22 protein-coding genes are annotated in these 24,354 nt (G+C 72.6%); 5 read left to right on the top strand and 17 right to left on the bottom strand.

The window, feature by feature from the left end; translation table 11 throughout:
• Positions 1–22: 22 nt before the first annotated feature.
• Together ACZ7MX_RS13040 and ACZ7MX_RS13035 are read right to left on the bottom strand one after the other, a co-directional pair.
• Positions 23–706 (bottom strand): GntR family transcriptional regulator, encoded by a 684-nt coding sequence (locus ACZ7MX_RS13040; protein ID WP_472131606.1) that lies wholly within the window; start codon positions 704–706, stop codon positions 23–25.
• A gap of 116 nt (positions 707–822) precedes the next feature.
• On the bottom strand, positions 823–1,662 hold the full coding sequence (locus tag ACZ7MX_RS13035) for a GNAT family N-acetyltransferase (protein WP_472131605.1): 840 nt from the start codon (positions 1,660–1,662) through the stop codon (positions 823–825).
• A 199-nt stretch (positions 1,663–1,861) separates the two neighbouring features.
• Between ACZ7MX_RS13035 and ACZ7MX_RS13030 the strand changes: the two genes are divergently transcribed.
• Positions 1,862–2,038: a hypothetical protein gene (locus tag ACZ7MX_RS13030; protein ID WP_261956762.1), complete on the top strand. Its 177-nt coding sequence runs from the start codon at positions 1,862–1,864 to the stop codon at positions 2,036–2,038.
• Between the two features lie 6 nt (positions 2,039–2,044).
• Here the strand turns inward: ACZ7MX_RS13030 and ACZ7MX_RS13025 are convergent, their stop codons facing one another.
• The 5 genes from ACZ7MX_RS13025 to pdhA (ACZ7MX_RS13005) all read right to left on the bottom strand — a co-directional run bounded on the left by ACZ7MX_RS13025 (position 2,045) and on the right by pdhA (ACZ7MX_RS13005) (position 7,271).
• A complete protein-coding gene (locus ACZ7MX_RS13025; protein WP_472131604.1) occupies positions 2,045–2,500 on the bottom strand; it encodes a VOC family protein in 456 nt (151 codons plus the stop codon).
• 48 nt (positions 2,501–2,548) lie between these two features.
• A complete protein-coding gene (locus ACZ7MX_RS13020) occupies positions 2,549–3,394 on the bottom strand; it encodes a helix-turn-helix domain-containing protein (RefSeq protein WP_472131603.1) in 846 nt (281 codons plus the stop codon).
• Between the two features lie 168 nt (positions 3,395–3,562).
• Positions 3,563–5,044 (bottom strand): dihydrolipoamide acetyltransferase family protein, encoded by a 1,482-nt coding sequence (locus ACZ7MX_RS13015; protein WP_472131602.1) that lies wholly within the window; start codon positions 5,042–5,044, stop codon positions 3,563–3,565.
• A gap of 23 nt (positions 5,045–5,067) precedes the next feature.
• Positions 5,068–6,051, bottom strand: a complete 984-nt coding sequence (locus ACZ7MX_RS13010) for an alpha-ketoacid dehydrogenase subunit beta (protein WP_030411526.1) — start codon at positions 6,049–6,051, stop codon at positions 5,068–5,070.
• A gap of 2 nt (positions 6,052–6,053) precedes the next feature.
• Positions 6,054–7,271: a pyruvate dehydrogenase (acetyl-transferring) E1 component subunit alpha gene (pdhA, locus tag ACZ7MX_RS13005; protein WP_472131601.1), complete on the bottom strand. Its 1,218-nt coding sequence runs from the start codon at positions 7,269–7,271 to the stop codon at positions 6,054–6,056.
• Positions 7,272–7,598: 327 nt separating this feature from the next.
• Here pdhA (ACZ7MX_RS13005) and ACZ7MX_RS13000 point away from each other — a divergent pair, with 327 nt between their 5' ends.
• Together ACZ7MX_RS13000 and ACZ7MX_RS12995 are read left to right on the top strand one after the other, a co-directional pair.
• The gene (locus tag ACZ7MX_RS13000; protein ID WP_472131600.1) at positions 7,599–8,258 is read left to right on the top strand and encodes a response regulator; all 660 of its coding nucleotides are present in this window, start codon (positions 7,599–7,601) and stop codon (positions 8,256–8,258) included.
• Positions 8,259–8,482: 224 nt separating this feature from the next.
• Positions 8,483–9,526, top strand: a complete 1,044-nt coding sequence (locus tag ACZ7MX_RS12995) for a phosphotransferase (RefSeq protein ID WP_472131599.1) — start codon at positions 8,483–8,485, stop codon at positions 9,524–9,526.
• A 21-nt stretch (positions 9,527–9,547) separates the two neighbouring features.
• On the opposite strand, the gene ACZ7MX_RS12990 is transcribed toward ACZ7MX_RS12995, so the two are convergent.
• Positions 9,548–11,161 (bottom strand): protein kinase domain-containing protein, encoded by a 1,614-nt coding sequence (locus ACZ7MX_RS12990; protein ID WP_472131598.1) that lies wholly within the window; start codon positions 11,159–11,161, stop codon positions 9,548–9,550.
• 321 nt (positions 11,162–11,482) lie between these two features.
• On the opposite strand from ACZ7MX_RS12990, the gene ACZ7MX_RS12985 reads away from it, so the two are divergent.
• Positions 11,483–13,141 carry a Stk1 family PASTA domain-containing Ser/Thr kinase gene (locus ACZ7MX_RS12985; RefSeq protein ID WP_472131597.1) on the top strand — a complete coding sequence of 553 codons (1,659 nt, stop codon included), beginning with the start codon at positions 11,483–11,485 and terminating at the stop codon, positions 13,139–13,141.
• Positions 13,142–13,204: 63 nt separating this feature from the next.
• Here the strand turns inward: ACZ7MX_RS12985 and ACZ7MX_RS12980 are convergent, their stop codons facing one another.
• The 9 genes from ACZ7MX_RS12980 to pdhA (ACZ7MX_RS12940) all read right to left on the bottom strand — a co-directional run bounded on the left by ACZ7MX_RS12980 (position 13,205) and on the right by pdhA (ACZ7MX_RS12940) (position 23,564).
• The gene (locus tag ACZ7MX_RS12980) at positions 13,205–13,768 is read right to left on the bottom strand and encodes a bacterial proteasome activator family protein (protein WP_030411532.1); all 564 of its coding nucleotides are present in this window, start codon (positions 13,766–13,768) and stop codon (positions 13,205–13,207) included.
• A 248-nt stretch (positions 13,769–14,016) separates the two neighbouring features.
• Positions 14,017–14,877, bottom strand: coding sequence for a hypothetical protein (locus ACZ7MX_RS12975; RefSeq protein WP_472131596.1), 861 nt, complete (start codon positions 14,875–14,877; stop codon positions 14,017–14,019).
• A gap of 136 nt (positions 14,878–15,013) precedes the next feature.
• Positions 15,014–15,991, bottom strand: a complete 978-nt coding sequence (locus ACZ7MX_RS12970) for an NAD(P)H-quinone oxidoreductase (protein WP_472131595.1) — start codon at positions 15,989–15,991, stop codon at positions 15,014–15,016.
• A gap of 104 nt (positions 15,992–16,095) precedes the next feature.
• On the bottom strand, positions 16,096–17,238 hold the full coding sequence (locus ACZ7MX_RS12965) for a potassium channel family protein (RefSeq protein WP_472131594.1): 1,143 nt from the start codon (positions 17,236–17,238) through the stop codon (positions 16,096–16,098).
• Positions 17,235–18,824, bottom strand: coding sequence for a molybdopterin molybdotransferase MoeA (locus ACZ7MX_RS12960; RefSeq protein WP_472131593.1), 1,590 nt, complete (start codon positions 18,822–18,824; stop codon positions 17,235–17,237). Before ACZ7MX_RS12960 ends, ACZ7MX_RS12965 begins: the two co-directional genes overlap by 4 nt.
• On the bottom strand, positions 18,821–19,705 hold the full coding sequence (locus ACZ7MX_RS12955) for an NTP transferase domain-containing protein (protein WP_472131592.1): 885 nt from the start codon (positions 19,703–19,705) through the stop codon (positions 18,821–18,823). Before ACZ7MX_RS12955 ends, ACZ7MX_RS12960 begins: the two co-directional genes overlap by 4 nt.
• Positions 19,706–19,858: 153 nt before the next feature.
• Positions 19,859–21,340 (bottom strand): dihydrolipoamide acetyltransferase family protein, encoded by a 1,482-nt coding sequence (locus tag ACZ7MX_RS12950; RefSeq protein ID WP_472131591.1) that lies wholly within the window; start codon positions 21,338–21,340, stop codon positions 19,859–19,861.
• Positions 21,340–22,377, bottom strand: coding sequence for an alpha-ketoacid dehydrogenase subunit beta (locus tag ACZ7MX_RS12945; protein ID WP_472131590.1), 1,038 nt, complete (start codon positions 22,375–22,377; stop codon positions 21,340–21,342). Before ACZ7MX_RS12945 ends, ACZ7MX_RS12950 begins: the two co-directional genes overlap by 1 nt.
• Positions 22,374–23,564, bottom strand: coding sequence for a pyruvate dehydrogenase (acetyl-transferring) E1 component subunit alpha (gene pdhA, locus ACZ7MX_RS12940; RefSeq protein WP_467571359.1), 1,191 nt, complete (start codon positions 23,562–23,564; stop codon positions 22,374–22,376). Before pdhA (ACZ7MX_RS12940) ends, ACZ7MX_RS12945 begins: the two co-directional genes overlap by 4 nt.
• A 225-nt stretch (positions 23,565–23,789) precedes the next feature.
• Between pdhA (ACZ7MX_RS12940) and ACZ7MX_RS12935 the strand changes: the two genes are divergently transcribed.
• Positions 23,790–24,314, top strand: a complete 525-nt coding sequence (locus tag ACZ7MX_RS12935; RefSeq protein ID WP_472131589.1) for an Lrp/AsnC family transcriptional regulator — start codon at positions 23,790–23,792, stop codon at positions 24,312–24,314.
• Positions 24,315–24,354: the final 40 nt, after the last annotated feature.

Here is a 24,354-nt window from a genome sequence, read left to right as displayed (position 1 = left end):
TCCGGTCCGCCGGTGCCACCGCTCATCGCGCGTCTCCCTGGGCCAGGTTGCGGACCCAGCTGACGTGCCGGTGCACGACGTCGGTGGCGGCGGCCGCGTCGCCGGCCCGCAGCGCGTCGAGGATCTCGGCGTGCTCGGCGATGTTCTTGGCGATCCGGTCGGGGTGGGCGTGCATCACCGCGACGCCCATCCGCAACTGGCGGTCGCGCAGCTGCTCGTAGAGCCGGATCAGGATCTGGTTGCCGGCACTGCGCACGATGGCGGCGTGGAAGGCGCGGTCGGTGACGGACACGGCGGCCAGGTCACCGGACGCGGCCTGCTCGCGCATGGTGTCCAGCAGTTCGGTCAGCTCGGTGAGCAGCGACTCGCTCGCGGACACCGCCTTGGCGGCGGCGTGCTTCTCGACCAGCAGCCGGGTCTCGACCACGTCGGCGATCTCCTGTGCGGAGACCGGCAGCACCATGGCGCCCTTCTTCGGGTAGAGCTTGAGCAGCCCCTCGACCTCCAGGCGCAGCAGCGCCTCGCGCACCGGCGTCCGTGACACGCCCACCGCGTCGGCCAGCTCGCCTTCGGTGAGCAGCATGCCGCCCTCGTAGCGGCGCTGCAGTACGGCGTCCTTGACATGTGCGTAGACCCGCTCGGCGGCGGGCGGTTGTTTGGCGGCGGATTCTCTGGCGGGGGCGGTGGGCGTGGACGCTGAGGGCATGCGCACAGGATAGATACAACAGGTATGCGTCCGACACGTGATTCCGTGATGCGGACGATCGGGGGGCGGACAGGCGGACGAGCGCGGACGATCGACGGACGGCTCGGGTCCGTACGTCAGCCCGGCATCCGCCCCTGGGCCACCAGGCGGTCCACGACCTGGGAATGCGCCGGGGCACAGCGCTCGCGCGCCTCCCGGCGGTCGAACCAGGCGTACTCGGCGATCTCCCGGCCCGGCACCGGCACGATGTCCTGCGGCCCGCCGGTGAAGCAGGTCATGTGCAGCCGGCGGCCGTTCTTGCCGTGCGCGACGTCATGGATGACGAACGCCTCCGTCAGGGTCCCGGCGGGGACGTCGAGGCCGAGTTCCTCGGACAGCTCCCGCGACAGCGCCTCGGGGGCGGATTCCCCGGGCTCGTACTTCCCGCCGGGGAGGTAGAACGTGTCGTTGCCGCGCGTGCGGACGCTCAGCAGGCGGCCCTCCCGCACGTGCAGCCAGCTCACCGACTTCAGCGGTGCCGCCCGCTCCAGCACGAGCAGCGGGTGGCCGGTCTCCTCGTCCACCCGCCGCCCCCGCTCGGTGAAGCCCAGGTGCGCGTAGAAGCGGCGGGCGCGGGCATTGCCCTCGAAGACCTCCAGGGTCAGCGCGCCGTACCGCGCCGCCGCGTGTTCCACCAACTGCCGCCCCACGCCGCCGCCTTGGGCCTCCGGCGCGACGAACAGCCCGCCGATCTCGCCGCCGGGGAGTAGGCCGAGCAGCCCGATGACCGCGCCCGCCCGTTCGGCGACCCAGTTCTCGGCCCGGACGAGATACACCTCGCGGAGGATCCGCGCGCGCTCGCCCTCGCCCTCCCCCTCGATGAACGGATGCGCCCGGCGCACGGCCCTCGACCAAAGATCGACGACAACGTCCTGGTCAGCGTCCCGGTACCGGCGGATGATCATGTCGCGGCTCATTCCGCCGACGGTAAGCGGCTCCGGACGGCGACGGCAAACCCTTTCCCGGCCCCGGTCGCAAGGGGGACCACAGGCGGACGGCGGGTCCACCTCAGGTCTGACCCGAGTCCGTACCTGGCGCGTACGGAGGGGCCCGGATTCCATGGGTGAATGGAGGCGTGGAGCCGGGGAGGCTCCGGGATTCCAAGGGGAGTTGACCATGCAGTCCAGGACGAACGCCGGCCGTCGTGCGCGGAACACCGTCGTACTGGCATTGATCGTCGCCGGTCTGTGGGCGGGGGTCGCGCTGACCCGCGGCGCCGCACACGCCGATGAGTCCGGCCCGACCGGGCCGGTGGCCCACTTCAGCCGGGCCGTGGAGCTCATCCGCGGCTGACCGGCCCTACGAACGGACCGGCTGCGGCGCGCCGCGGTAGGTGCCGAAGGACCAGCGGTTGCCCTCCGGGTCGCGGGCGCTGAAGCCCCGCGACCCGTAGTCGGTGTCGGCCGGTTCGTCGGTGATCTCCGCGCCGGCGGCCCGGGCGCGGGCACACAGCGCGTCGGGCCGGCCGGTGACCACGTAGGCGCCGAAGGCCCCCGGTTGCAGCCCGCAGGGGTCGTCGTCCGCCTCGTGGACGGAACCGAGCATGATGCCGCCGCCCTCGGGCCAGGAGAGCTCGGCGTGCGCGACCCGCTCCCCGTCGCCGTACACCGCGGACACTTCAAAGCCGAACGCCTCGGTCAGGAACCGGATCAGGGCGCGGGCGTCCCGGGCCCGGAGCATCGGCCACACCTGGGGCGCGGGTGCGGTCACGGAGTCGTGCGGGGATGCGGTGGTCCCAGGCGTGGTCTGCGGCATGAGCGCCGTTCCTCCTCGGTCGGTACGGCCCCGGGTGGGCCGCCGGCCTCAGCCTTTCGCGCGGCCGTCCGCCGGGGCTTGGACGTTTCGGAACTCCTCGGCGAGCCACCGGCTGGGCGGACAGCCGGCCAGCGAGCGGAACTCCCGGGCGAGGTGCGCCTGGTCGAAGTAGCCGCAGTCGGTGGCCAGTTCGGCGAGGAGCGGCGGCGAGCCGGTACGGGCCGCGGCGCCCAGCCGTCGTCGGGCACGGTCGAAACGGATGACGCGGGCGGCGGTCTTGGGCGTCAGGCCGGTTTCGTGTCGGAAGCGGGAGGTCAGATGGCGGGCGCTCCAGCCGGTGTCGGCGGCGAGCGACGCGACCGGTACGGCGCCCCGGGAGGCGGTCAGCAGCTGCCAGGCGCGGGCGACCTCGGGCGCCGGGGCGGGCCCCGCACCACCCGGCTTCCGGTCCAGCCACCGCAGCAGATGGGCGTCCAGCAGCGCGAACCGCTCCGGCCAGCCGGCGGCCGCCCGCAACCGCTCGGCGATGTCCCGGCCCCGCGGCCCGAGCACCGTCTCCGCGGGGAGATCGATACCGGCCAGCTCACCGGCCGGCAGGCCCAGCAGCGCCCGAGCGCCCAGCGGGTGCAGACCGAGCTGGATGCCGGACTGGCGGCCCTGATGGGTGATCAGCGCGGGACGGGTGTGCAATCCGCCGAGGAGGGTGGCGTAGCTGCCGGGAGCCTGGCCGGGGTCCGGGTGGCCGGCCAGGGTGAGCGGTTCGTCGAGGGTGAAGATCAGGGTCAGCCGGGGCGAGGGCAGCCCGCGGTGGAGGGCGGGCGGGACCCCGGCCTGGCGGTATGCGGCGTAGGAGCTGACGTACGGCCGGAGCGCGGGCGCGGGCCGGGCGGTCAACTGCTCGTCGACGGCACCGGACGGGACGGCAGCGGGCGCGCCCCGGGCATGAGGGCGGGCCGGCCCGGCGTGGGCATGGGGCGGTGTTTCACGTGAAACACCGCCCCCGGCCCCAGGCGTCGTTTCACGTGAAACGACGCCCTTGCCCGACCGGCCCCGCATCCCGGGTCAGCCCCAGGTGATCAGCCGCTTCGGCCGCTCCAGCACCGCCGCGATGTCCGCGAGCAGCTTGGAGCCCAGCTCACCGTCGACGAGACGGTGGTCGAAGGACAGCGCGAGGGTGGTGACCTGGCGCGCCTTCACCTTGCCCTTGTGCACCCAGGGCTGGAGCTTGATCGCACCGACGGCGAGGATCGCCGACTCCCCCGGGTTGAGGATCGGCGTACCGGAGTCGACGCCGAAGACACCGACGTTGGTGATGGTGACGGTGCCACCGCTCATGGCCGCCGGAGAGGTCTTGCCCTCGCGGGCGGTGGCGACCAATTCGCCCAGTTCCTCGGCGAGTTGCGGGAGCGTCTTGGACCCGGCGTCCTTGATGTTGGGGACGATCAGCCCGCGCGGGGTGGCCGCGGCGATGCCGAGGTTCACATAGTCCTTGTAGACGATCTCCTGGTTCGCCTCGTCCCAGGACGCGTTGACCTCCGGGTGCCGCTTGAGGGCGACCAGGAGGGCCTTGGCGACGATCAGCAGCGGGTTGACCCGCAGGCCGGCCATGTCCGGGTCCTGCTTCAGTTCCTGGACGAGCTTCATCGTGCGGGTCACGTCGACGGTGATGAACTCCGTGACGTGCGGCGCGGTGAAGGCGCTGGCCACCATGGCCTGCGCGGTGGCCTTGCGTACGCCCTTGACCGGCACCCGCCGCTCGCGGGCCGCGGCGTCCACGACACCGGTCACCGCGGGAGCGGCGGCCGGCGCGGCGGGAGCCTCCACGACCGGTGCCTGCGTCGCCGCCGGGGCGGCGGCCGCGTGCACGTCCTCACGGGTGATGATGCCGTCCGGCCCGGTCGGGGAGATGGTCGCCAGGTCGATGCCGAGGTCCTTGGCGAGCTTGCGCACCGGCGGCTTGGCCAGCGGCCGCCCGGCGGTTCCGGCGCTCACGGGCCGGGCGTCCGGCGTCACCGTGGCGCCCGGCTGCGGTACGGCGGGAGCGGCTGGCTGCGCCGCGGGGCGTCCGTTCAGCTCGGCCTGGAGCGCGGCCTTCACCGGCTCAGGCTGGGCCGGCACACCGGCCTGCGGCTTGCGCGCCCTGCGCTTGGTCGAGGACGGCGCGGCGCCGTAGCCGACCAGTACCGCCTGCCGGCCCTGCGGCTCGGCGTCCTCCTCGGCCGGTGCGGCCTCCTGCGGCGCGCTCGCGGTCGTGGGGGCCTCGGCCGGTCCCGCGCCCGGGTCGGTGTCCACCGCGATGATGGCGGTGCCGACGTCGACGGTGACGCCCTCGCCGAAGCGCAGCTCGTGCACCACCCCGGTGTAGGGGATGGGCAGTTCGACGGCGGCCTTGGCGGTTTCGACCTCGCACACGACCTGGCCGTCGGTGACGGTGTCACCGGGCTGGACGTACCACTTGAGGATCTCGGCCTCGGTGAGCCCCTCGCCCACGTCGGGCATCTTGAACTCGCGGAAGCGCTGGGCGTTGGCGGTGCCTGTAGTCATGGTTACGAACTCTCCTCAAACCCTCAGTACGCCAGCGCACGGTCGACGGCGTCGAGCACCCGGTCCAGACCCGGAAGGTACTCGTCCTCCAGCCGGGAGGGCGGGTACGGGGCGTGGAAGCCGCCGACGCGCAGGACCGGGGCCTCCAGGTGGTAGAAGCACCGTTCGGTGATCCGGGCGGCGATCTCCGCGCCCGCACCGAAGAACACCGGCGCCTCGTGGACGACGACCAGGCGCCCGGTCTTCTGCACCGACGACTGCAGGGTGTCGAAGTCGATCGGGGAGAGCGAGCGCAGGTCGACGACCTCGACCGACTTGCCCTCCTCGGCCGCGACCTTGGCAACGTCCAGGCAGACCTTCACCATCGGGCCGTAGGCAGCCAGCGTCAGGTCCGAGCCGCTCTGGGTGATCCGGGCCTTGTGCAGCGGGTCCGGGATCGACTCGGTGTCCAGCCGCGACTTGTCGTGGTAGCGCCGCTTGGGTTCGAAGTAGATGACCGGGTCGTCGCCCGCGATGGCCTGCTGGAGCATCCAGTAGGCGTCGGAGGAGTTCGAGGGAGTGACGATCTTGAGGCCCGCGACGTGCGCGAACAGCGCCTCGGGGGACTCGGAGTGGTGCTCGACCGCACCGATGCCGCCCGCGTACGGGATGCGGATGACGACCGGCACCTTGATCTTGCCCAGCGCGCGGGCGTGCATCTTGGCGAGCTGGGTGACGATCTGGTCGTAGGCGGGGAAGACGAAGCCGTCGAACTGGATCTCGACGACCGGGCGGTAGCCGCGCAGCGCCAGCCCGATCGCGGTGCCGACGATGCCCGACTCGGCGAGCGGGGTGTCGATCACCCGGTCCTCGCCGAAGTCCTTCTGCAGCCCGTCGGTGACCCGGAAGACGCCGCCGAGCTTGCCGACGTCCTCGCCCATGACGAGGACCTTGGGGTCGGCCTCCATGGAGGCGCGGAGCGAGGCGTTGATCGCCTTGGCGATGGTGATCTTCTCGTGGACGGCCATGGTCAGTTCCCCTCCGCCAGGACATCGGCATCGACGAACGACGCCTGGTACGCGGCGAACTGCGCGCGCTCCTCATCGACGAGCGCGTGCCCGTCGGCATAGACATTCTCGAAGATCGCCATGGTGTCCGGGTCCGGCATGGCGCGCACCGCGTCGCGGACCCGCTTGCCCAGGGCCTCGCTCTCCTCGTCGATGGTCGCGAGGTACGCGTCGTCGACCAGGCCCTCGGCCTCCAGGTACGCCCGCAGCCGCAGGATCGGGTCCTTGGCCTCCCAGGCCACCCGCTCCTCGTCCCCGCGGTAGCGCGTCGGGTCGTCGGAGGTGGTGTGCGCGCCCATCCGGTACGTGAACGCCTCGATCAGCATCGGGCCCTGGCCGGTGCGTGCCCGCTCCAGCGCCGCCTTGGTCACCGCGAGACAGGCCAGCACGTCGTTGCCGTCGACCCGTACGCCGGGGAATCCGAAACCGCGGGCGCGCTGGTAGAGCGGCACCCGGGTCTGCTTCTCGGTGGGTTCGGAAATGGCCCACTGATTGTTCTGGCAGAAGAACACGACGGGGGCGTTGTACACCGCGGAGAACGTGAAGGATTCCGCGACATCGCCCTGGCTGGAGGCACCGTCACCGAAATACGCGATGACCGCGGAATCCGTGCCGTCCTTCTGGACGCCCATCGCATAGCCGGTCGCGTGCAGCGTCTGCGAACCGATCACGATGGTGTAGAGGTGGAAGTTGTTGCTGTTCGGGTCCCAGCCGCCGTTGTTGACGCCGCGGAACATGCCCAGCAGATTCGTCGGGTCGACCCCGCGGCACCAGGCCACGCCGTGCTCGCGGTACGTCGGGAAGACGTAGTCGTCGTCACGCAGGGCACGGGCGGAGCCGATCTGGGCCGCCTCCTGGCCCAGCAGCGAGGCCCACAGGCCCAGCTCGCCCTGGCGCTGGAGGGTGGTCGCCTCGGCGTCGAACTTCCGCGTCAGCACCATGTCGCGGTAGAGGCCGCGCAGTTCTTCGGGGGAAAGGTCGATGGCGTAGTCCGGGTGCTCGACCCGCTTCCCTTCCGGGGTCAGCAGTTGTACGAGCTGATCCTGCTCCGCCTCGTCGGGCCGGCCGTTGGTACGGGCCTTCGCCGGGGACGCCTTCTTGGCCGGCGTCGCCTTTTTGGCGGTGGTGCGCTTGCTGCTGCCGCGGGTGTTTTTCCGCTGCGCAGTGCCTTCCACGGTCACGTGCTGCTCCTCCGTCTGTCCGGCCCCCGGGGTCCGCCGGTGGCCGTATTGCGGCTCACCCGGTATCCGATACGGCGCACGGGGTGTGTGCGAACGCGGCCGGATCCGGGTGGAACAAAGCTCCCGGACAGTGGCCTGCTCATTGCACGTTACCCATTGTCAAAGCCGAAGTGGAAACGGCGCTGACCTGCGATTTTGCTTGGATTTCCAAGTAAAATCACAAAGGCTGGAACAACTCCTGGTCACAGCGTTGCAGGCCGCCGGGACAACGGCACGTTATATCGGTGACCTGGAGCACGGGAAGACTTGATGTGTGAGACTGGGCCCGTGCCCGAAGACGGAAAAATCACGGTATTTCTGCTCGATGACCATGAAGTCGTCCGCCGTGGGGTCCACGAAATGCTCGCGGTCGAGGCCGACATCGAGGTGGTCGGCGAGGCCGGCACCGCCGCAGATGCCCTGGTCAGGATCCCTGCGACGCGTCCCGACGTGGCCGTGCTGGACGTCCGGCTGCCGGACGGCAGCGGGGTCGAGGTCTGCCGCGAGATCCGTTCACAGAATCCGGACATCAAGTGCCTGATGCTCACCTCGTTCGCGGACGACGAGGCGCTCTTCGATGCGATCATGGCCGGTGCGTCCGGTTATGTCCTCAAGGCCATCCGGGGGAACGAACTGCTCTCCGCCGTACGTGACGTGGCCGCCGGCAAGTCGCTGCTCGACCCCGTGGCCACCGCCCGCGTGCTGGAGCGGCTGCGCGACGGCAACGCCGCCAAGGGGGACGACCGGCTGGCGAGCCTGACCGAGCAGGAGCGCAAGATCCTCGACCTGATCGGCGAGGGCCTGACCAACCGCGCCATCGGGGAACGGCTCCACCTCGCCGAGAAGACCATCAAGAACTACGTCTCCAGCCTGCTCTCCAAGCTCGGCATGGAGCGCCGCTCCCAGGCCGCCGCCTATGTGGCGCGCCGGCAGGCGGAGCGCCGCTGACCGACGACTTACGGGGCGGCCACACCGCGGGCTCCTCCCACCGACCCCCACCGTGCCGTCGAGTCTTCCTGCACTTCCTGCGCATCGAGCCTTCCTGCGCTTCGAGCCGGAGTTCGTCACCCTGCACCACCTCACCGGGGTGCCGGCCCTCCATCTCGCTCACTCTGGGTGAGGCTTTCCGGTACCCCCACCCGCATAGGTGTAGTTGATCTAACATCTGGCGCGTGCTGCGCTCATCTGTAGTCCGGACGGCGGCGACGCCCGACAAAGACGCCCTCGGATCCCTGCTCCGCCACTACACCGGCGCCGGCGCGCCGCTGTCCTGTGAACCCGTCGCCGAGGGCCTGCTCAACCACGGCTACTTCCTCGCCACCACCCGCGGCCGCTACTTCCTCAAGCACCACCTGGACGGCGACCTGGCCGCGCTCACCCGCCAGCACCGGGCCACCCGGCGGCTCGCCGCGCTCGGCCTGCCGGTCGCCCCGCCCGTCGCCGACGCCGACGGCCGCACCGTCACCGTCCTCGACGGCCGCTGCTACGCCCTGCACCCCTGGGTCGAGGGGCGGCACCTGAGCGGTACCGCGCTGACCGCCGGCCAGTCCCGCCGGCTCGGCGCCCTGCTCGGGCTCGTGCACACCGCGCTGGCACAGGTCATGGCGAACGAACCGCATCCGCCCCGGCTGCCCTGCACGGACGCCGGCGCCGACCCCGAGCGGACCTTCGAGACCATCGACGAGCTGCTGGACCTGGCCCGCTGCGCCCGCCCGCGCACCAGCTTCGACGAGCTCGCCGAGCACCGGCTGCTGGAGCGCCGGGCCCTCCTGGAACGGCAGGTCCACCGGCGCCCCGCCCCCGGTGCGGAGCCCGCCGCCGGCTGGGTACACGGCGACTTCCACCCGCTGAACTTGCTCTACCGCGGCACCGAGCCGACCGCGATCGTCGACTGGGACCGGCTGGGCGTCCAGCCCCGCGCCGAGGAGGCGGTGCGCGCCGCCGCGATCTTCTTCGTACGCCCCTGCGGCACCCTGGACCTGGCCAAGGTCGCGGCATACGCCGGTGCCTACCGCAGCGCCTGCGGAGCCGGCGCCGACGAACTGGCCGCGGCCGTCCACCGGGTGTGGTGGGAGCGGCTGAACGACTTCTGGATGCTCACCTGGCGCTACCAGCTCGGCGACCGCCGCACCGATCCGCAGTTCCCGGCGGCAGCCGCCCTGGCGGTGTGGTGGACCCGCGAATACCGCGCCGTACACGACGCGTTCACCCGCTGACCCGTGACGGCGCGCGGCCGGTCAGCCGCCCGTCGTGCCCAGCGTGGTGCCGCTGTCCGCGCCCGAGGTCGCCCCGCTGTCCGTCCCGGCCGTCGCGCCGCCGTCGGCCGTCCCGCCGTCCGCGGTGCCGCCGTCGGCCGTCCCGCCGTCCGCCGTGCCGCCGTCGGCCGTGCCACCGGTGGTGTCGGTGGGCGGCTCGGTGGTCGGCTCCTCGGTCGTCGGCGGCTGCGAGGTCGGCGGCTCGGAGGTCGGCGGGGTGCTCGGCTGCGTCGTCGGCTCCCGGGTGTACGAACCGCCGTCGCCGCCGGTGCCCTCCGGCTGGGTCTCCGGAGTGGTCGGCTCCTCGGTCGTCGGCTCGGTGGTCTCCTTGTGCTTCTTCGGCGTCGGCGACTGCGTGGCCGGGGTCTCGTGCTTCTGGTTCTGGTCCTTGGTGTTCTGCAGCGCGAAGGCCACGCCGACCGCGATGGCGATCAGTGCGAGCGCCGCGATCAGCCAGACCTTGCCGCGGCCGCCCCTGGCCGGGCGGGGCCCGCCCTCGAAGCCGCCGTCGTCCTCCCGCATCCCGTGCGTGAGGATCGGCTGCGCCGTGGTCTGGCCGGCGTCGGGGTGCGGCAGCGCGGTGGTCGCGGCGGTCCCCATGGCAGGGGAGTGACCGCCCTCGTGCATGACCACCGGGCCGGTGTTCCAGGTGCCGGTGTGCCCGCCCTGCTCCTGCAGCATCTGCAGCGAGTACTGGACCAGCCCGCGCATCTCCTCGGCGGTCTGGAACCGGTCGTCGGGGTCCTTGGCCAGCGACCGCATGACCAGGCCGTCCAGCTCCGGCGGCACGCCCTCGGCGACCTCGGAGGCCGGCACCGGCATGTCCTGGACGTGCTGGTAGACGACCGAGAGGGGGGTCTCACCGGTGAACGGCGGCCGCAGCGTGAGCAGTTCGTAGAGCAGACAGCCGGTGGCGTAGAGGTCGGAACGGGTGTCGACGGTCTTGCCGAGCGCCTGCTCCGGGGAGAGGTACTGGGGCGTACCCATGACCATGCCGGTCTGGGTCATGGTGGACTGCGCGCCGTGCAGGGCGCGGGCGATGCCGAAGTCCATGACCTTCACGGCGCCGCTGTTCGTGATGATCACGTTCGCGGGCTTGATGTCACGGTGCACGATGCCGTGCTGGTGGCTGTAGGCCAGTGCCTCCAGCACGCCCGAGACGATGATCAGCGCCTGGTCCGGCGGCGGGGCGTCGGCGTTCAGCAGCAGATCGCGGATGGTCCGGCCCTCGACCAGCTCCATCACGATGTACGGCACGGTGTTGCCGCCGACGAGGTCCTCACCGGAGTCGTAGACCGCGACCACCGCGTGGTGGTTCAGCCCGGCCACGGACTGTGCCTCGCGGGTGAAGCGGGCCTTGGACACCGGGTCCTCGGCGAGGTCGGCACGCAGCAGCTTCACGGCCACGGTGCGGCCGAGGCGTACGTCCTCGGCGGCGAACACCTCCGCCATACCGCCGCGCCCGAGGCGCCCCGTGAGCCGGTACCGGCCGTCGCCGACCAGCCCGCCGTTGCCCCACATCTCCGGTGCCTCAGGGACATGGGAGCCGGTGGCCTCAGGATCGGACGGGCCCTGGGGGCTCTGCGTCGGTGCCATCGGTCCTCGCCGTCGAATCGATCCGCCCGAGAGCGGTAAGGTCATCGGTCTTCGCTAGAGCACGCTACAGGTTCCGCGGCACCCACCGGTCCGTCGTGGACCGGCCATCAAACCCGCCGTTCGCCTGACATCGCAAGTTCACCCCCGGTGATCCAGGGGCCGAACGTCTCAGGTCCGTGACCGGATCTTGCACATCTGGTCACGGAACGGGCACACAGCTTGACGTGTCCGGGCCCTGGGGCACACTTGGCTCCGGAATTCCAGATTTTGATCGCTATAACGTACGGGTAGTGCGCCGTGCGCCTAGGGGGAAGCGGAACGATGAGCCAGGACGGCGCTCAGGGCCAATTCGAGGGCCGTTCGGTCGGCGGAGGACGTTACCAGCTTCGTGATCTTCTCGGGGCCGGCGGAATGGCATCCGTGCACCTCGCACACGACACCGTGCTCGACCGCGACGTCGCGATCAAGACACTGCACACCGAGCTCGGCCGCGAGCAGGCCTTCCGCGAGCGCTTCCGCCGCGAGGCGCAGTCAGTGGCGAAGCTCACGCACACCAATATCGTCTCGGTCTTCGACTCGGGCGAGGACGAGCTCGACGGCGGCATGGTGCCGTACATCGTCATGGAGTACGTCGCGGGCCAGCCGCTGCGCTCCGACCTCGACGCCGACATCGCCCAGCACGGCGCGATGCCGACCGAGAAGGCCCTGAAGATCACCGCCGATGTGCTCGCGGCACTGGAAGTCAGCCACGAGATGGGCCTGGTCCACCGCGACATCAAGCCCGGCAACGTCATGCTGAACAAGCGCGGCGTCGTCAAGGTCATGGACTTCGGTATCGCCCGCGCCATGCAGTCCGGTGTGACGTCCATGACCCAGACCGGCATGGTGGTCGGCACTCCGCAGTACCTCTCCCCCGAGCAGGCGCTGGGCCGCGGGGTGGACGCCCGCTCCGACCTGTACTCCGTCGGCATCATGCTCTTCGAGCTGCTGACCGGCCAGCTGCCGTTCGACGCGGACTCCCCGCTCGCCATCGCCTACGCCCACGTCCAGGAAGAGCCGCCGGTCCCGTCGAGCATCAACCGCTCGCTGCCGCCGGCCGTGGACGCGCTGGTGGCCCGGGCGCTGAAGAAGAACCCCAACGAACGGTTCCCGACCGCCGAGGCGATGCGGGACGAGTGTCTGCGGATCGCCGGGTCCGGCCAGTCCGGTGCCACCCCGCTGATCATCGGTGAGGGCCCGCGGGCGCGCACCAGCGGCTCCTCGGTGTCCTCCGCGGTCTTCCCCACCGCGTCCGGAAACCCGCAGACGCCGGTCCCGCCGAACGTCCAGCAGCCCTATCAGCCGACGCAGGCGGTCGGCTTCGGCCCGCAGACGCCCCCGCCGCCGAACAACGCCTACCCGACGCCGGCCCCCGGCCCGATCCCGGGTCCGGCGCCGTTCAACACGGGCGGTTACCAGGCTCCGCCGGCGTACACCCCGCCCCCGCCGCCGGTCACCGCCTCGATGCCGTCGGCCGGCGGGCCCGGCGGGCGGAAGAACAACACCCCGGTGATCGTGGTCTCGGCGATCGTCGGTGTCGTCGTGGTCACCGCGATAGCGATCGGGATCGGTCTGAGCGCCGGTTCCACCGACGACACCGGCGGCGACGTCACACCGTCCAGCTACTCCGCCTCGCCCAGCGAGAGCGTCCGCCCCGAGGACAAGACGGCGACGATCCTGACGTCCGAGTGCACCAACCCGACCAAGAGCTACGCCGACAAGGGCAAGATCCTCTTCCCGTCGTTCCGGTTCAAGAACCTGGACTCGGTGAAGGAATGCATCAGGGCGGCCGGCTGGAAGTACAAGATCGTCAAGGAAGAGGACAGCGCGATCTGGGGCAAGAACACCGTCACGGATCAGTCCCCGGCCGCCATCAGCTGGTGGTACCCGACCAAGAACGCCACGATCGAGCTGACCATCTCCACGGGTCGCAGCGGCTGACGGTCGCACCGCATACAGAAGGGGCCGGCACGCATCTCGCGTGCCGGCCCCTCGTGCATACGGTCAGAGGTACGGGCCCGAGCGGGCGCCGCCGTGGCCGGGCTTGCCCTCGTCGCCCTCCGTGGGCAGGACACCGGGCGGCAGGGCCCGGCGCATCGACTCCAGTTGGGCGCGGGCAGCCATCTGCTGGGCGAACAGCGCGGTCTGAATACCGTGGAACAGCCCCTCCAGCCAGCCCACCAGCTGCGCCTGGGCGATCCGCAGCTCCGCCTCCGTCGGCACCGACTCATCGGTGAACGGCAGCGACAGCCGCTCCAGCTCCTCCACCAGCTCGGGCGCCAGCCCGTCCTCCAGCTCCTTCACCGAGCTGGCGTGGATCTCCTTGAGCCTGACCCGGCTGGCCTCGTCGAGAGGAGCGGCCTTCACCTCTTCCAGCAGCTGCTTGATCATGCTGCCGATGCGCATGACCTTCGCAGGCTGTTCGACCATGTCCGTCACCGGGACCTCGCGGGGCTCGTCGCCGTCGTCCCCGCCACCGGAGCCGGCGCTGCCGAGCGCCATGCCGTCCGGGCCGACAACCAGGACGTGCGGGTTCTCCTGCGACCGTTCGTTCATCGGCATATCCATGCCGCCATTCTCTCGTACGAGGGCTTCTCGACGGTGGTGCCCCCGGGAGAACGTGATCCACCTTTCCGGGGCACCTGATCCGCGGTGTTTCACGTGAAACCACCATTCGCGCTGTTTCCTGTGAAACCACGCCAACCGTTTCCACCGTTTCACGTGAAACAACCGGGACCGTTTCACGTGAAACGGTGTTCCGTTCCCCGTCTCCTCGTTTCACGTGGAACGGGGAGAGGGAACGGGAAGCCGCGGCCTCAGCGGCGGCGCAGCCGCAGACCCAGGAACGCCAGGCCGAGACCCGTCAGCGCCAGGCCCGCACCCATCGGCAGCACCCTCTCGACCGGGGCCGTCGGGGACTCCAGGGCGTACGGGCGGGCCGTGTCCCCGTCCCCGTCCGTGGTGCCGGTGGTCGCGTCGTCGGGGACGGTGGGCGACGGGAGCGGCGGCAGCATCTCGTACGAGCGGTGACTGCGCCGCTCCGCCGTCCTGACGCGGTGCGACGGCGTGGAGTGCGAGGGTGCGGCGTCGGATACGGCCTCCGCCGGGGCATGCCGCTTCACCGGAGCGCGACGGCCGGGCAGGTGGGCGCGGTCGGAGTCGGACGGATCGTCCGGCCCCGCCTTCCGGGAGTGGCCGCGGCCCGCGAACTCCGCACTGCCCGGGCCCGCCCCGTGGAAGCCCGGACCGAACGGGTGGGGGTGGTGGTGCCACCGGCCGTGCCAGCGGCCCGGGTGGTGGTACGGCACCCGGTGCGGAGAGCCCGCCATGTCGTACGGGAAGCCGGGGAAGCCGTCCGGGAGCTCGCGGAAGCGGGCCGGAACCCCCGGGTGGCCGGCGTGCCCCCGGCCCGGTGCGAACGGCTCGTCGACCTGTGGCAGATCGCTCCCGAACTCCTCGGGGGCGAGGGCCTCGGCCCCGAGCATCTCGGGCCGGAACTCCTCCGGCACGTCGTCGTCCGGCGAATCGCCCGGCCGGACGAGCTGCGGTGAGCGGTCCACCGGTGTGGCCTGCCGGTCCGCGGCCGCCGCGGGGGCGGCTCCCACCGGAACGGGCAGGACGACGGCGGCGACCAACAGACTGCTGGCAATGCGCGAACGGAAACCTGGAGCGACCACAGTGCCCCTCCCGTGCCGAGCCGTCGGGTGACCAGCCCAGCGTCACATGTGATCAGATGCACGGCATCTTGGGACTGTCCGCCGGGTTATCCACCGACGGCCCGGGAGGGGACTCCGGAAGGCCGGAGCGGTGGGTTCAGACGGTCAGCACGACCTTGCCGACGTGCACACTCGCGTCCACGACGCGATGCGCCTCCGCGGCCTCGGACATCGGGAGCGTCCGGTCCACGATCGCCCGGACCTGGCCGTTGCCGATCAGCGGCCAGACGTGCTCGCGTACGGCGGCGACGATGGCCGCCTTCTCACTCAGCGGGCGGGCGCGCAACCCGGCGCCGGTGATCGCGGCGCGCTTGGCCATCAGCGCGGCGAGGTTCAGTTCCGCCTTCACCCCGCCCTGCAGCCCGATGATCGCAAGTCGACCGCTGACGGCCAGCGCCTTCACGTTCCGCTGCAGGTACTTCGCGCCGATGATGTCGAGGATGACGTCCGCGCCCTTGCCGTCGGTGGCCTTGCGGAGCTCCTGGACGAAGTCCTGCTCGCGGTAGTCGATCAGGATGTCCGCGCCGAGCTCAGCGCAGCGGGCCAGCTTCTCGGGGCCGCCCGCGGTGACCGCGACCCGTGCCCCGACGGCCTTGGCGAGCTGGATCGCCATCGTGCCGATGCCGCTCGCGCCGCCGTGGACCAGCAGCGTCTCGCCGGGCCGCAGGTGGGCGATCATGAAGACGTTCGACCAGACCGTGCAGGTCACCTCGGGCAGCGCGGCAGCTGTGACCAGGTCCAGGCCGGGCGGCACCGGGAGCACCTGCCCGGCCGGCACCGCGACCTTCTCCGCGTAGCCGCCGCCCGCCAGCAGTGCGCACACCTCGTCGCCGACCGCCCAGCCGTGCACGCCCGGGCCGACCGCGCTGATCCGTCCCGAGCACTCCAGTCCCGGGTACGCCGAGGCTCCGGGTGGTGGGTCGTAGAAGCCCTGCCGCTGGAGCAGGTCGGCGCGGTTCACGGCGCTGGCCGCGACCTCGATCAGGACCTCGCCCTCGCCGGGCTGCGGGTCGGGCACATCCGTCCAGACAAGTGCTTCGGGGCCACCGGGCTCCGGGATAGTGATCGCTCGCATGGGCGCGAGGCTACTCGCCGTCCGCGGACGGAGCGATGGCACGGGGGCCGGTGACCACGGACGCGTCGTCACGCCATCGCATGTCGGAGGGGGTTAACGGGCCGTCATTCGTCGTCCAGCCGGCGCATCGGGGAGACGGTGGTGCCCGGGAGCGTCGGCCGCGCCGACTGCTTGGCGGGCAGGTCCGGCTCCTCCGACACGGCCGCCCGGACGATGGTGATCAGCCGGTCCGTGCTCTGCAGCGGGCTGGCCTCCGGGTCGTCGTAGCCGAGCAGCCGGTGGCCGCGCAGCACGGACACGACCAGATCGTCGGTCTCGCGTACGGACCTGCCCACCTCGGCCTTCACCACCGGGCGTTCGATCAGGTCCAGGCCGCTGCCCTGCTGGATCAGGTCCTCGATGACCGCGCCCGCGCTGGGGCTGTGCACGGAGAGGCCCAGCAGCCGGCCGGCCGCGCTGGCCGAGGTGATCACCGCGTCGGCGCCGGACTGCCGCAGCAGCGGGGCGTTCTCCTCCTCCCGCACCGCCGCGACGATATGGGCCCGCTTGTTGAGCTGGCGGGCGGTCAACGAGACGAGCACGGCGGTGTCGTCGCGCTGGGTGGCGATGACGACCTGCCGGGCGCGCTGGATCTCGGCGCGCAGCAGCACATCGCTGCGGGTCGCATCGCCGACGACCCCGGCGAACCCTTCGGCCACCGCCGCCTCGATCACCTTGGTGCTGGGGTCGACGAGGACGATGCGGTCACGGCCGACGCCGGTCGCCCGGAGGGTCTGCACGGCGGACCGCCCCTTGGTGCCGTAGCCGACGATGACGGTGTGGTCGCGCACGGCGTTTCTCCAGCGTTTGAGTTGCCACTGCTCACGGGTGCGTTCGGTCAGCACTTCCAGGGTCGTACCGACCAGGATGATCAGGAAGAGCACGCGGAGCGGCGTGATGAGCAGGATGTTCAGCAACCGCGCGCTGTCGCCGTACGGGACGATGTCGCCGTAGCCCGTCGTGGAGAGCGTGACGGTCGCGTAGTAGAAGCAGTCGAGCAGGTCGACCGCGCCGTCGGCGTTGTCGTGGTACTCGGCGCGGTCCATCCAGACGATGAAGACCGTCGCCAGCAGCACCAGCATCGCCATCATCAGCCGGCGGGCGACCTGCCGCAGCGGCGCCTTCGGCGCCCGGCGCGGCAGTATCAGGCGGTGGGAGCGGTCCTCGGGCACCTCGTGCGCCGTGCTGTCGTGGGAGGGGAGCTTCACGCGATGCCTCCGGCCGGCCCGAACGGGTCCCCAAGGGCGGCACGGTCCGCCGGCCCGCCCGCCGACCACCCCGCTGACCAGGGGAGTTCCAGGAGTTCGAGTTCGGTGCCGCGCTGGGCGCCGCCGGGCGGGACGACCGCCAGCGCATCGGCGGCGGCGATCCCGCGCAGCATGGCCGGGCCGTGGAAGTGCAGCGGCTCGGCCGTCAGGCCGTACCGCTCGTCATCGCGGTAGGCCACCGGGACGAGCCGGGTGTCGTGCGGATGCCCGTGCACCGGCGCGGTCAGCGGGGTACGGCACGGGGCGGGCGGCCGGCGGGCGGCAAGCGCCCGCAGCAGCGGCTCGGCCAGCGTGCAGAGCCCGGACACCGCGGCGAGGGGGTTGCCGGGCAGACCGACGAGGTGCCGGCGCGGGGCCAGCCGGGCCAGCAGCATCGGGTGCCCGGGGCGCACCGCCACGCCGTCCACCAGCACCTCGGCGCCGAGGCGGCGCAGGGTCGGATGCACATGGTCGACCGGGCCCGCGGCCGTGCCGCCGGTGGTGATCACCACGTCGGCGGTGGACTCCGCCAGCGCCGTGTACAGGGTGTCGGCGTCGTCGGCGAGGTGGCGCGGGGCGGCCGCCGTCACCCCGAGGGCCTGCAGCCAGGGGCCCAGCATCGGCCCGAGCGCGTCCCGGATCCGGCCCGCCTGCGGCAGCCCGTGGTCCAGCAACTCGTCGCCGAGGACGAACACTTCGGCCCGCGGTGGGGGGTAGGCGGTCAGCGCGTCGTAGCCGGCCGCGGCGGCCAGCCCGAGGACGGCGGGGGTCACCAGCGCGCCGGCGGGCAGGAGGTGGTCACCGCGGCGGCACTCCTGGCCGCGCGGGCGGATGTCCTGGCCCGGCGGTACCGCCCGCGGCGCGTGCAGCTGCCGGCCGCCGCCGGGCAGTTCGCGTACGTCGCCGTGCTCGCTGCGCAGTACGGCGGTGGCGCCGGACGGGAGACGAGCACCGGTCGCGATCGCGATGGCATGGCCGTCCTGGAGCGCCTCGGCAGGGGCCTGACCGGCGAGGATGCCCGCAGCGGCGGTGCCCGCGGGCCGGTCGACGCGCCAGGGGCCGGGGCCGGAGACCGCCCAGCCGTCCATGGCTGAGGTGTCGAACGACGGCAGGTCGGTGAGTGCGGTCAGCGGGACCGCGAGCGTCCGCCCGAGCGCCGCGGCGAGCGGGGTGGCCACCGGCGCGAGCGGCCCGGGGACGGCGTGCGCGGCGAGGTCGCGGGCGCGCTGCCAGGGCGTGGCGCGCGGCCTGCGGCGCGGGCCGGGGGACGGCGGCCGGCCGTCATCCGCGGGGCCGGAAGGTCCGGACGGTCGGCCGGCGGCGGTGTCCGGGTCGTGGCTGCCGCACGCGGTGGGGGCGGCAGCGGAGTCCGCCGTGGACGGGCCGCCCGCGGGCGGGGTGGCGGGGCCGGAATCCGGGCGCCGGGCCGGGCCGGTGGCCGCTGCGCGGGTGTGGTTGGCCAGTGCGAGCGCGTCCTCGAACGGGTCGCCGCCGCGCCGGTCGTCCCGGGCGGCGCCGTACGCCCCGCCGGTCTCGCCGTCGGTCATTCCGCGGGCTTCGTTCCGGTGCCGGGGGCGTTCCCGGGGCCGGCCGGCCCCTCGGCCTCCGCGGCCCAGCGGTTCGCCAGGGCGGCGGCCCGGTCGGTCAATTCCTTGACATCCCGGCCCTGTTGGCCTGCCGCGTACCCGATCAGGAAGGTGGTCAGCGGCGCGGCCGGGCGGGCCACGCCGTGCGCCGCGTCCCGCGCGAGGTCGAGAAGCGCCGCCACGTCGACATCGAGGTCGATGCCCAGTTCGGCCTTGACTGCGGTGATCCATTCGTCCAGCACGTGTCCATGCTCCCTGATCCGGGCGCGCGCCGCGCCGAGGTCTTCCCAGGTGTCGCAGTCGAAGGCGGCGGTGTCCGTGGGATCCGGGACCCGCACGAGCGTGAGCCCGGCCAGCAGGGCGCGCAGCGGCAGGCCGGCGGGTGTGCCGTGGGCGGACCGGATCCGTGCCAGCGCGCGGCGCAGCGGTTCCGCGCGGTAGGCCGCCACCAGCGGCTGGTCGCGGCCCGAGGCGTCCTGGAGCAGCGCCCCGTCCGCCGGGGCGGCGGCCGCCGCCAGCAGGCGGCGTACCGTCGCGGCGGTCAGGAACGGAAGGTCCGCGGAGAGGACGAGCACCGTGGGGGCGGTGCTGTGCCGCAGGCCGGCGTCCAGCGCCGCGAGCGGACCCCCGCCCGGCGGGTCCTCCCGGGCGTGCAGCACGGCGCGGGCCGTCGGGCGCGCGGGGCCGACGACCACGGCGCGGGCCGCATCGGGGCAGGCGGCGAGCACCCGGTCCAGGAGCGGGCGGCCGCCGACGGACAGGGCGGGCTTGTCCGCCCCGCCGAGCCGCCGGGCCGCGCCGCCGGCCAGGACGATCACGTCGTGGTCGGTGCGGTCGTTCACCTCTTGAGTATCACCGGCCCCGGCACGCTCACACAGGAATCCTGCGCGGTGCCCTCCGGGCCCGTCAGGGGGCGGCGAATCCCTTTCGGGGCGACGGATCTGGAAGGGGGCCCCTCCGGGCCCGTCAGGGGACGGGTCCGGAGGGGGCCGGGCTCACAGGCCCCGCAGCAGCAGTGCGGGCCGCTCGACGCAGTCGGCCACGAACCGCAGGAAGCCGCCCGCGGTGCCGCCGTCGCACACCCGGTGGTCGAAGGTGAGCGACAGCTGGACGACCTGCCGAACCGCCAACTCGCCCTCGTGCACCCAGGGTTTGGCGGCTATCCGGCCGACGCCGAGCATCGCCGCCTCCGGGTGGTTGATGATCGGCGTGGAGCCGTCGACACCGAAGACGCCGTAGTTGTTGAGGGTGAAGGTGCCGTGGGTCAGCTCGGCCAGGGACAGCCCGCCGGCCCGGGCGCTCTCCGTGAGCCGCGCCATCTCGGCGGAGAGGTCCTCGACCGTGCGGGCCTGGGCGTCACGGACCACCGGCACCACCAGGCCGCGGTCGGTCTGCGCGGCGAAGCCGAGATGGACCGCGGGCAGCCGGACGATCTCCTGGGTGCGGGTGTCGACGGTGGCGTTGAGCTGCGGGAAGCGCGCGAGCGCGGCCGTGGTGATCCGGGCCAGCAGCGCGAGCAGGGACACCTTGGGCGTGCCGGGGACGTTCATCGCCCGGCGGGCGGCGAGGAGTTCGGTGGCGTCCGCGTCCACCCAGCAGGTCGCCTCGGGGATCTCGCGGCGGCTGCGGCTGAACTTCTCGGCGGCCGCGCCGAGCATCCCGCGCAGCGGGATCCGCTCCTCGCCCGGGGTGGGGGCGAGGCCGGCGGCGGCACCGGGGGCGGCGGCCATGGCGGTCGCGCCTGCGGGGGCCGTCCCTTCGGCCGCGGCGGCTGCGGTGGCCGGCTGCGGCGCGCGCTCCCGGCGGGCGCGGAGCGCGGACTCGACGTCCGTACGGAGGATCAGGCCGTCCGGCCCGGTGCCCGTCACCTCCCGCAGGTCCAGGTCGTTCTCCCGCGCCATGCGGCGCACCAGCGGCGAGATGACGGCCACCGTACGGCTGTCGGCGTCCGCGGCGCGGGACGGGCGGTCCACACCGGCCTCCTCGGCCGGCGTGGCCGGCTCGGCGCCGGTCGGGGGCTGCGGGCCGCCCGCCTCGGGGCGCGCGCCGTCCGCGGGGCGGATCCGGCGCCGCCGCGCCGCGGCCGCGCTCGTGCCGTATCCGACCAGGACGTTGCCGGAGCCGTTCTCCGCCGCGTCGGCGGGCGGTGCCTCGGGGGCGGTCGCCGTCCCGGTGGCGGTGCCCGAACCGGCGCCCGCCGTGGGGGCCTGCTCCGCCAGATCGTCCGGTACCGCGCCGACCGCGACGGTCACCAGGGGGGTGCCCACCGGGACTTCGGCCCCCTCGTCGCCGTAGCGGGCGGTCACCACGCCGCCGTACGGGCACGGCACCTCGACCATCGCCTTGGCGGTCTCGACCTCGACCACCGGCTGGTCGACGGCGACGACCTCGCCCACCTCGACCAGCCACTGCACGATCGTCGCCTCGGTGAGGCCCTCCCCCAGGTCGGGCAGGGTGAATTCACGGACCACGGCCATCACGCACCACGTCCTTCGGTCCAGTCCGACTCCCACTGCAGGCGCGCGACGGTGTCCAGGATCCGGTCGACGCCCGGGAGGTGGTGCCGCTCCAGCATGGGCGGCGGGTAGGGGATGTCGAAGCCGGTCACCCGCAGCACGGGCGCCTCCAGGTGGTGGAAGCAGCGCTCGGTGATCCGGGCGGCGATCTCCCCGCCGGGCCCGCCGAAGCCGCCGGCCTCATGCACGACCACGGCCCGTCCGGTGCGCCGTACGGACGCGCAGACCGTGTCTTCGTCGAACGGCACCAGGGAGCGCAGGTCGACCACTTCCAGGTCCCAGCCCTCGGCCCGGCCGGCCTCGGCGGCCTCCATACAGGCGGGCAGCGAGGGGCCGTAGGTGATCAGGGTGGCGCTGCTGCCGCGGCGGCGTATCTCGGCCCGGCCCAGGGGCGCGACCGGGGTGGGCGTGTCCGGCGACCACTCGGCCTTCGACCAGTACAGCCGCTTGGGCTCCAGGAAGACGACCGGGTCGTCGGAGGCGATGGCGGCCCGCAGCAGGCCGTAGGCGTCCTCGACCGTGGCGGGGGTGACGACCTGCAGCCCCGGGGTGGCGAGGTAGTACGCCTCGGAGGAGTCGCTGTGGTGCTCGACGCCGCCGATGCCGCCGCCGTAGGGGATGCGGATGGTCAGCGGCATCGGGACCGCGCCGCGGGTGCGGTTGCGCATCCGGGCGACATGGCTGACCAGCTGCTCGAACGCCGGGTAGGCGAACGCGTCGAACTGCATCTCGACCACCGGCCGCAGCCCGTACATCGCCATGCCGACGGCGGTGCCCAGAATGCCGGCCTCGGCGAGCGCGGTGTCCGTGCAGCGGTCCTCGCCGAACTCCTTGGCCAGGCCGTCGGTGATGCGGAAGACGCCGCCCAGGGTGCCGACGTCCTCGCCCATCACATGGACGGCCGGGTCCTCGGCCATGGCGTCCCGCAGCGCACGGGTCAGCGCCTGCGCCATGGTGGCGGGCTTGCTGCGCGCGGTGGCCGGAGCGGTGGTCGTCATGGCCTGGCCTCCTCGGCGGGCGCGGTGCCCGCGGTGTCCTCGGTGTGTCCGGCGGCCTCTGCCTCCAGCTCCGCGCGCAACTGGGCCGCCTGGGCGCGCAGTTGGCCGGTCTGCTCGGCGAACACGTGGGTGAACAGGTCCATCGGGTTCAGCACCGGGTCGGCGTTCATCCGCTCGCGGAGGTCGGCGGCCAGCTGCTCGGCGCTCTCCCGGGTGGTGGCGACGAACTCGTCGGTCAGCAGCCCACGGCCGGCGAGCTCGTGCTCCAGCAGGGCTATCGGGTCGTGCGCCCGCCAGGTCTCGACCTCGGCGTCGGTGCGGTAGCGGGTGGCGTCGTCGGCGTTGGTGTGCGCCTCGATGCGGTACGTGACGGCCTCGACGAGGGTGGGGCCGCCGCCCCGGCGGGCGCGCTGGACGGCCTCGCCGAGCACCTCGTGCATCGCGGGCGCGTCATTGCCGTCGACCAGGCGGCCGGGCATGCCGTAGCCGACCGCCTTGTGGGCGAGGGAGGGCGCGGCGGTCTGCTTGGCGAGCGGCACGGAGATGGCGAAGCCGTTGTTCTGCACCAGGAAGACGACCGGGGCCTGCCAGAGCGCCGCGAAATTCAGCGCCTCGTGGAAGTCGCCCTCGCTCGTGCCGCCGTCGCCCACCATGGCCAGTGCCACCACCTCGTCGCCCTTGAGGCGGGCGGCGTGTGCCAGGCCGACGGCATGGGGGAGCTGGGTGGCGAGCGGGGTGCACAGGGGGGCGATGCGGTGTTCGTGCGGGTCGTATCCGCAGTGCCAGTCGCCGCGCAGCAGGGTCAGCGCCTGTACGGGGTCGAGGCCGCGGGCCACGGCGGCCAGGGTGTCGCGGTAGCTGGGAAAGAGCCAGTCCCGCTCCTCCAGCGCCAGCGCGGCGGCGACCTCGCAGGCCTCCTGGCCGGTGGAGGACGGATAGACCGCCAGCCGTCCCTGCCGGGTCAGGGCGGTGGCCTGGGCGTTGTACCGGCGGCCGCGCACGAGCTGGGCGTACAGCCGGGTCAGCAGTCCGGAGTCGAGCCGGGCGGCGGCGTCCGTACCGAGGATGCGGTACGGCTCCTCGTCGGGCAGGAGAGGCGCGGGATCGACGCGCGGGCGCCACGCGGGCGGCGGGCCGGCCAGGCTGCTCTTGTTCCTGCTGCTGCCGGGCTGCTCAAGGACCGTCATGTCGAGCACCTCCTCGGTTCGAAGGGGTGGCGCGATGGCGCCGCAGAAGGGTGGTGGGCGAACGGCGGATGGGCAGGATGAAACCGGTCGGGGCGGGTGAGCCCTTCCCTACCGATTGTTCGGTCGCTGATGCATTTTGGCTACAGGCGGGTTCAGCCTGTGGACAAACGGTTCTCCACAGCTTCAGATGAAGACAGGGCGTCCACAAAGGGGAGGCGGGACCATATGCCGGACGAACAGATGGCCAATAACAACGGTCAGCCAGCGACGCCCGAACCGCCCGCCACGGCCGCCCCGGTCGCCCGCCCGCTGGACACCATCGACCGGTCGATCCTGCGCATGCTGCAGACCGACGGCAGGGCCTCGATACGTTCCGTGGCCGAGCGGGTGCACGTTTCCCGCGCCAATGCCTACGCGCGCATCAACCGGCTGATGGACGACGGGGTGATCCGCGGTTTCAGCGCCCTCGTCGACCAGGAAAGGGCAGGTCAGGGCGCCTCCGCGTACATCACGCTGAAGATCGTGCAGAACTCCTGGCGGACCGTGCGCAAGCAGCTCACCGCGCTGCCGGGTGCCACCCACATCGCGCTGGTCAGCGGCGATTTCGACGTGCTGCTGCTGGTGCACACCAAGGACAACCGGGAGCTGCGGGAGCTGGTCCTCACCCGTATCCAGTCGATACCGGAGGTGCTCAGCACCCGCACCCTGCTGGTCTTCGAGGAGACCGATCTCGGTCCCGAGGGGGAGTGAAGCGCCCGGTGCCGCGGGGCGGGCCTGTGGCGCCCCGGTG

This window comes from Streptomyces sp. NPDC107765 (assembly GCF_055657085.1).
This window is presented reverse-complemented; position numbering and strand designations above follow the sequence as displayed.

What these genes read in the sequence shown, in the direction of transcription:
- ACZ7MX_RS12990 (WP_472131598.1), bottom strand. Translation starts at nt 11,161, where the DNA reads ATGGCACCGACGCAGAGCCCCCAGGGCCCGTCCGATCCTGAGGCCACC.
- ACZ7MX_RS13025 (WP_472131604.1), bottom strand. Translation starts at nt 2,500, where the DNA reads ATGCCGCAGACCACGCCTGGGACCACCGCATCCCCGCACGACTCCGTG.
- ACZ7MX_RS13030 (WP_261956762.1), top strand. Translation starts at nt 1,862, where the DNA reads ATGCAGTCCAGGACGAACGCCGGCCGTCGTGCGCGGAACACCGTCGTA.
- ACZ7MX_RS13040 (WP_472131606.1), bottom strand. Translation starts at nt 706, where the DNA reads ATGCCCTCAGCGTCCACGCCCACCGCCCCCGCCAGAGAATCCGCCGCC.
- ACZ7MX_RS13015 (WP_472131602.1), bottom strand. Translation starts at nt 5,044, where the DNA reads ATGACTACAGGCACCGCCAACGCCCAGCGCTTCCGCGAGTTCAAGATG.
- ACZ7MX_RS12945 (WP_472131590.1), bottom strand. Translation starts at nt 22,377, where the DNA reads ATGACGACCACCGCTCCGGCCACCGCGCGCAGCAAGCCCGCCACCATG.
- ACZ7MX_RS13010 (WP_030411526.1), bottom strand. Translation starts at nt 6,051, where the DNA reads ATGGCCGTCCACGAGAAGATCACCATCGCCAAGGCGATCAACGCCTCG.
- ACZ7MX_RS12935 (WP_472131589.1), top strand. Translation starts at nt 23,790, where the DNA reads ATGCCGGACGAACAGATGGCCAATAACAACGGTCAGCCAGCGACGCCC.
- ACZ7MX_RS12970 (WP_472131595.1), bottom strand. Translation starts at nt 15,991, where the DNA reads ATGCGAGCGATCACTATCCCGGAGCCCGGTGGCCCCGAAGCACTTGTC.
- ACZ7MX_RS12985 (WP_472131597.1), top strand. Translation starts at nt 11,483, where the DNA reads ATGAGCCAGGACGGCGCTCAGGGCCAATTCGAGGGCCGTTCGGTCGGC.
- ACZ7MX_RS12950 (WP_472131591.1), bottom strand. Translation starts at nt 21,340, where the DNA reads ATGGCCGTGGTCCGTGAATTCACCCTGCCCGACCTGGGGGAGGGCCTC.
- pdhA (WP_467571359.1), bottom strand. Translation starts at nt 23,564, where the DNA reads ATGACGGTCCTTGAGCAGCCCGGCAGCAGCAGGAACAAGAGCAGCCTG.
- ACZ7MX_RS12980 (WP_030411532.1), bottom strand. Translation starts at nt 13,768, where the DNA reads ATGGATATGCCGATGAACGAACGGTCGCAGGAGAACCCGCACGTCCTG.
- ACZ7MX_RS12960 (WP_472131593.1), bottom strand. Translation starts at nt 18,824, where the DNA reads ATGACCGACGGCGAGACCGGCGGGGCGTACGGCGCCGCCCGGGACGAC.
- ACZ7MX_RS13035 (WP_472131605.1), bottom strand. Translation starts at nt 1,662, where the DNA reads ATGAGCCGCGACATGATCATCCGCCGGTACCGGGACGCTGACCAGGAC.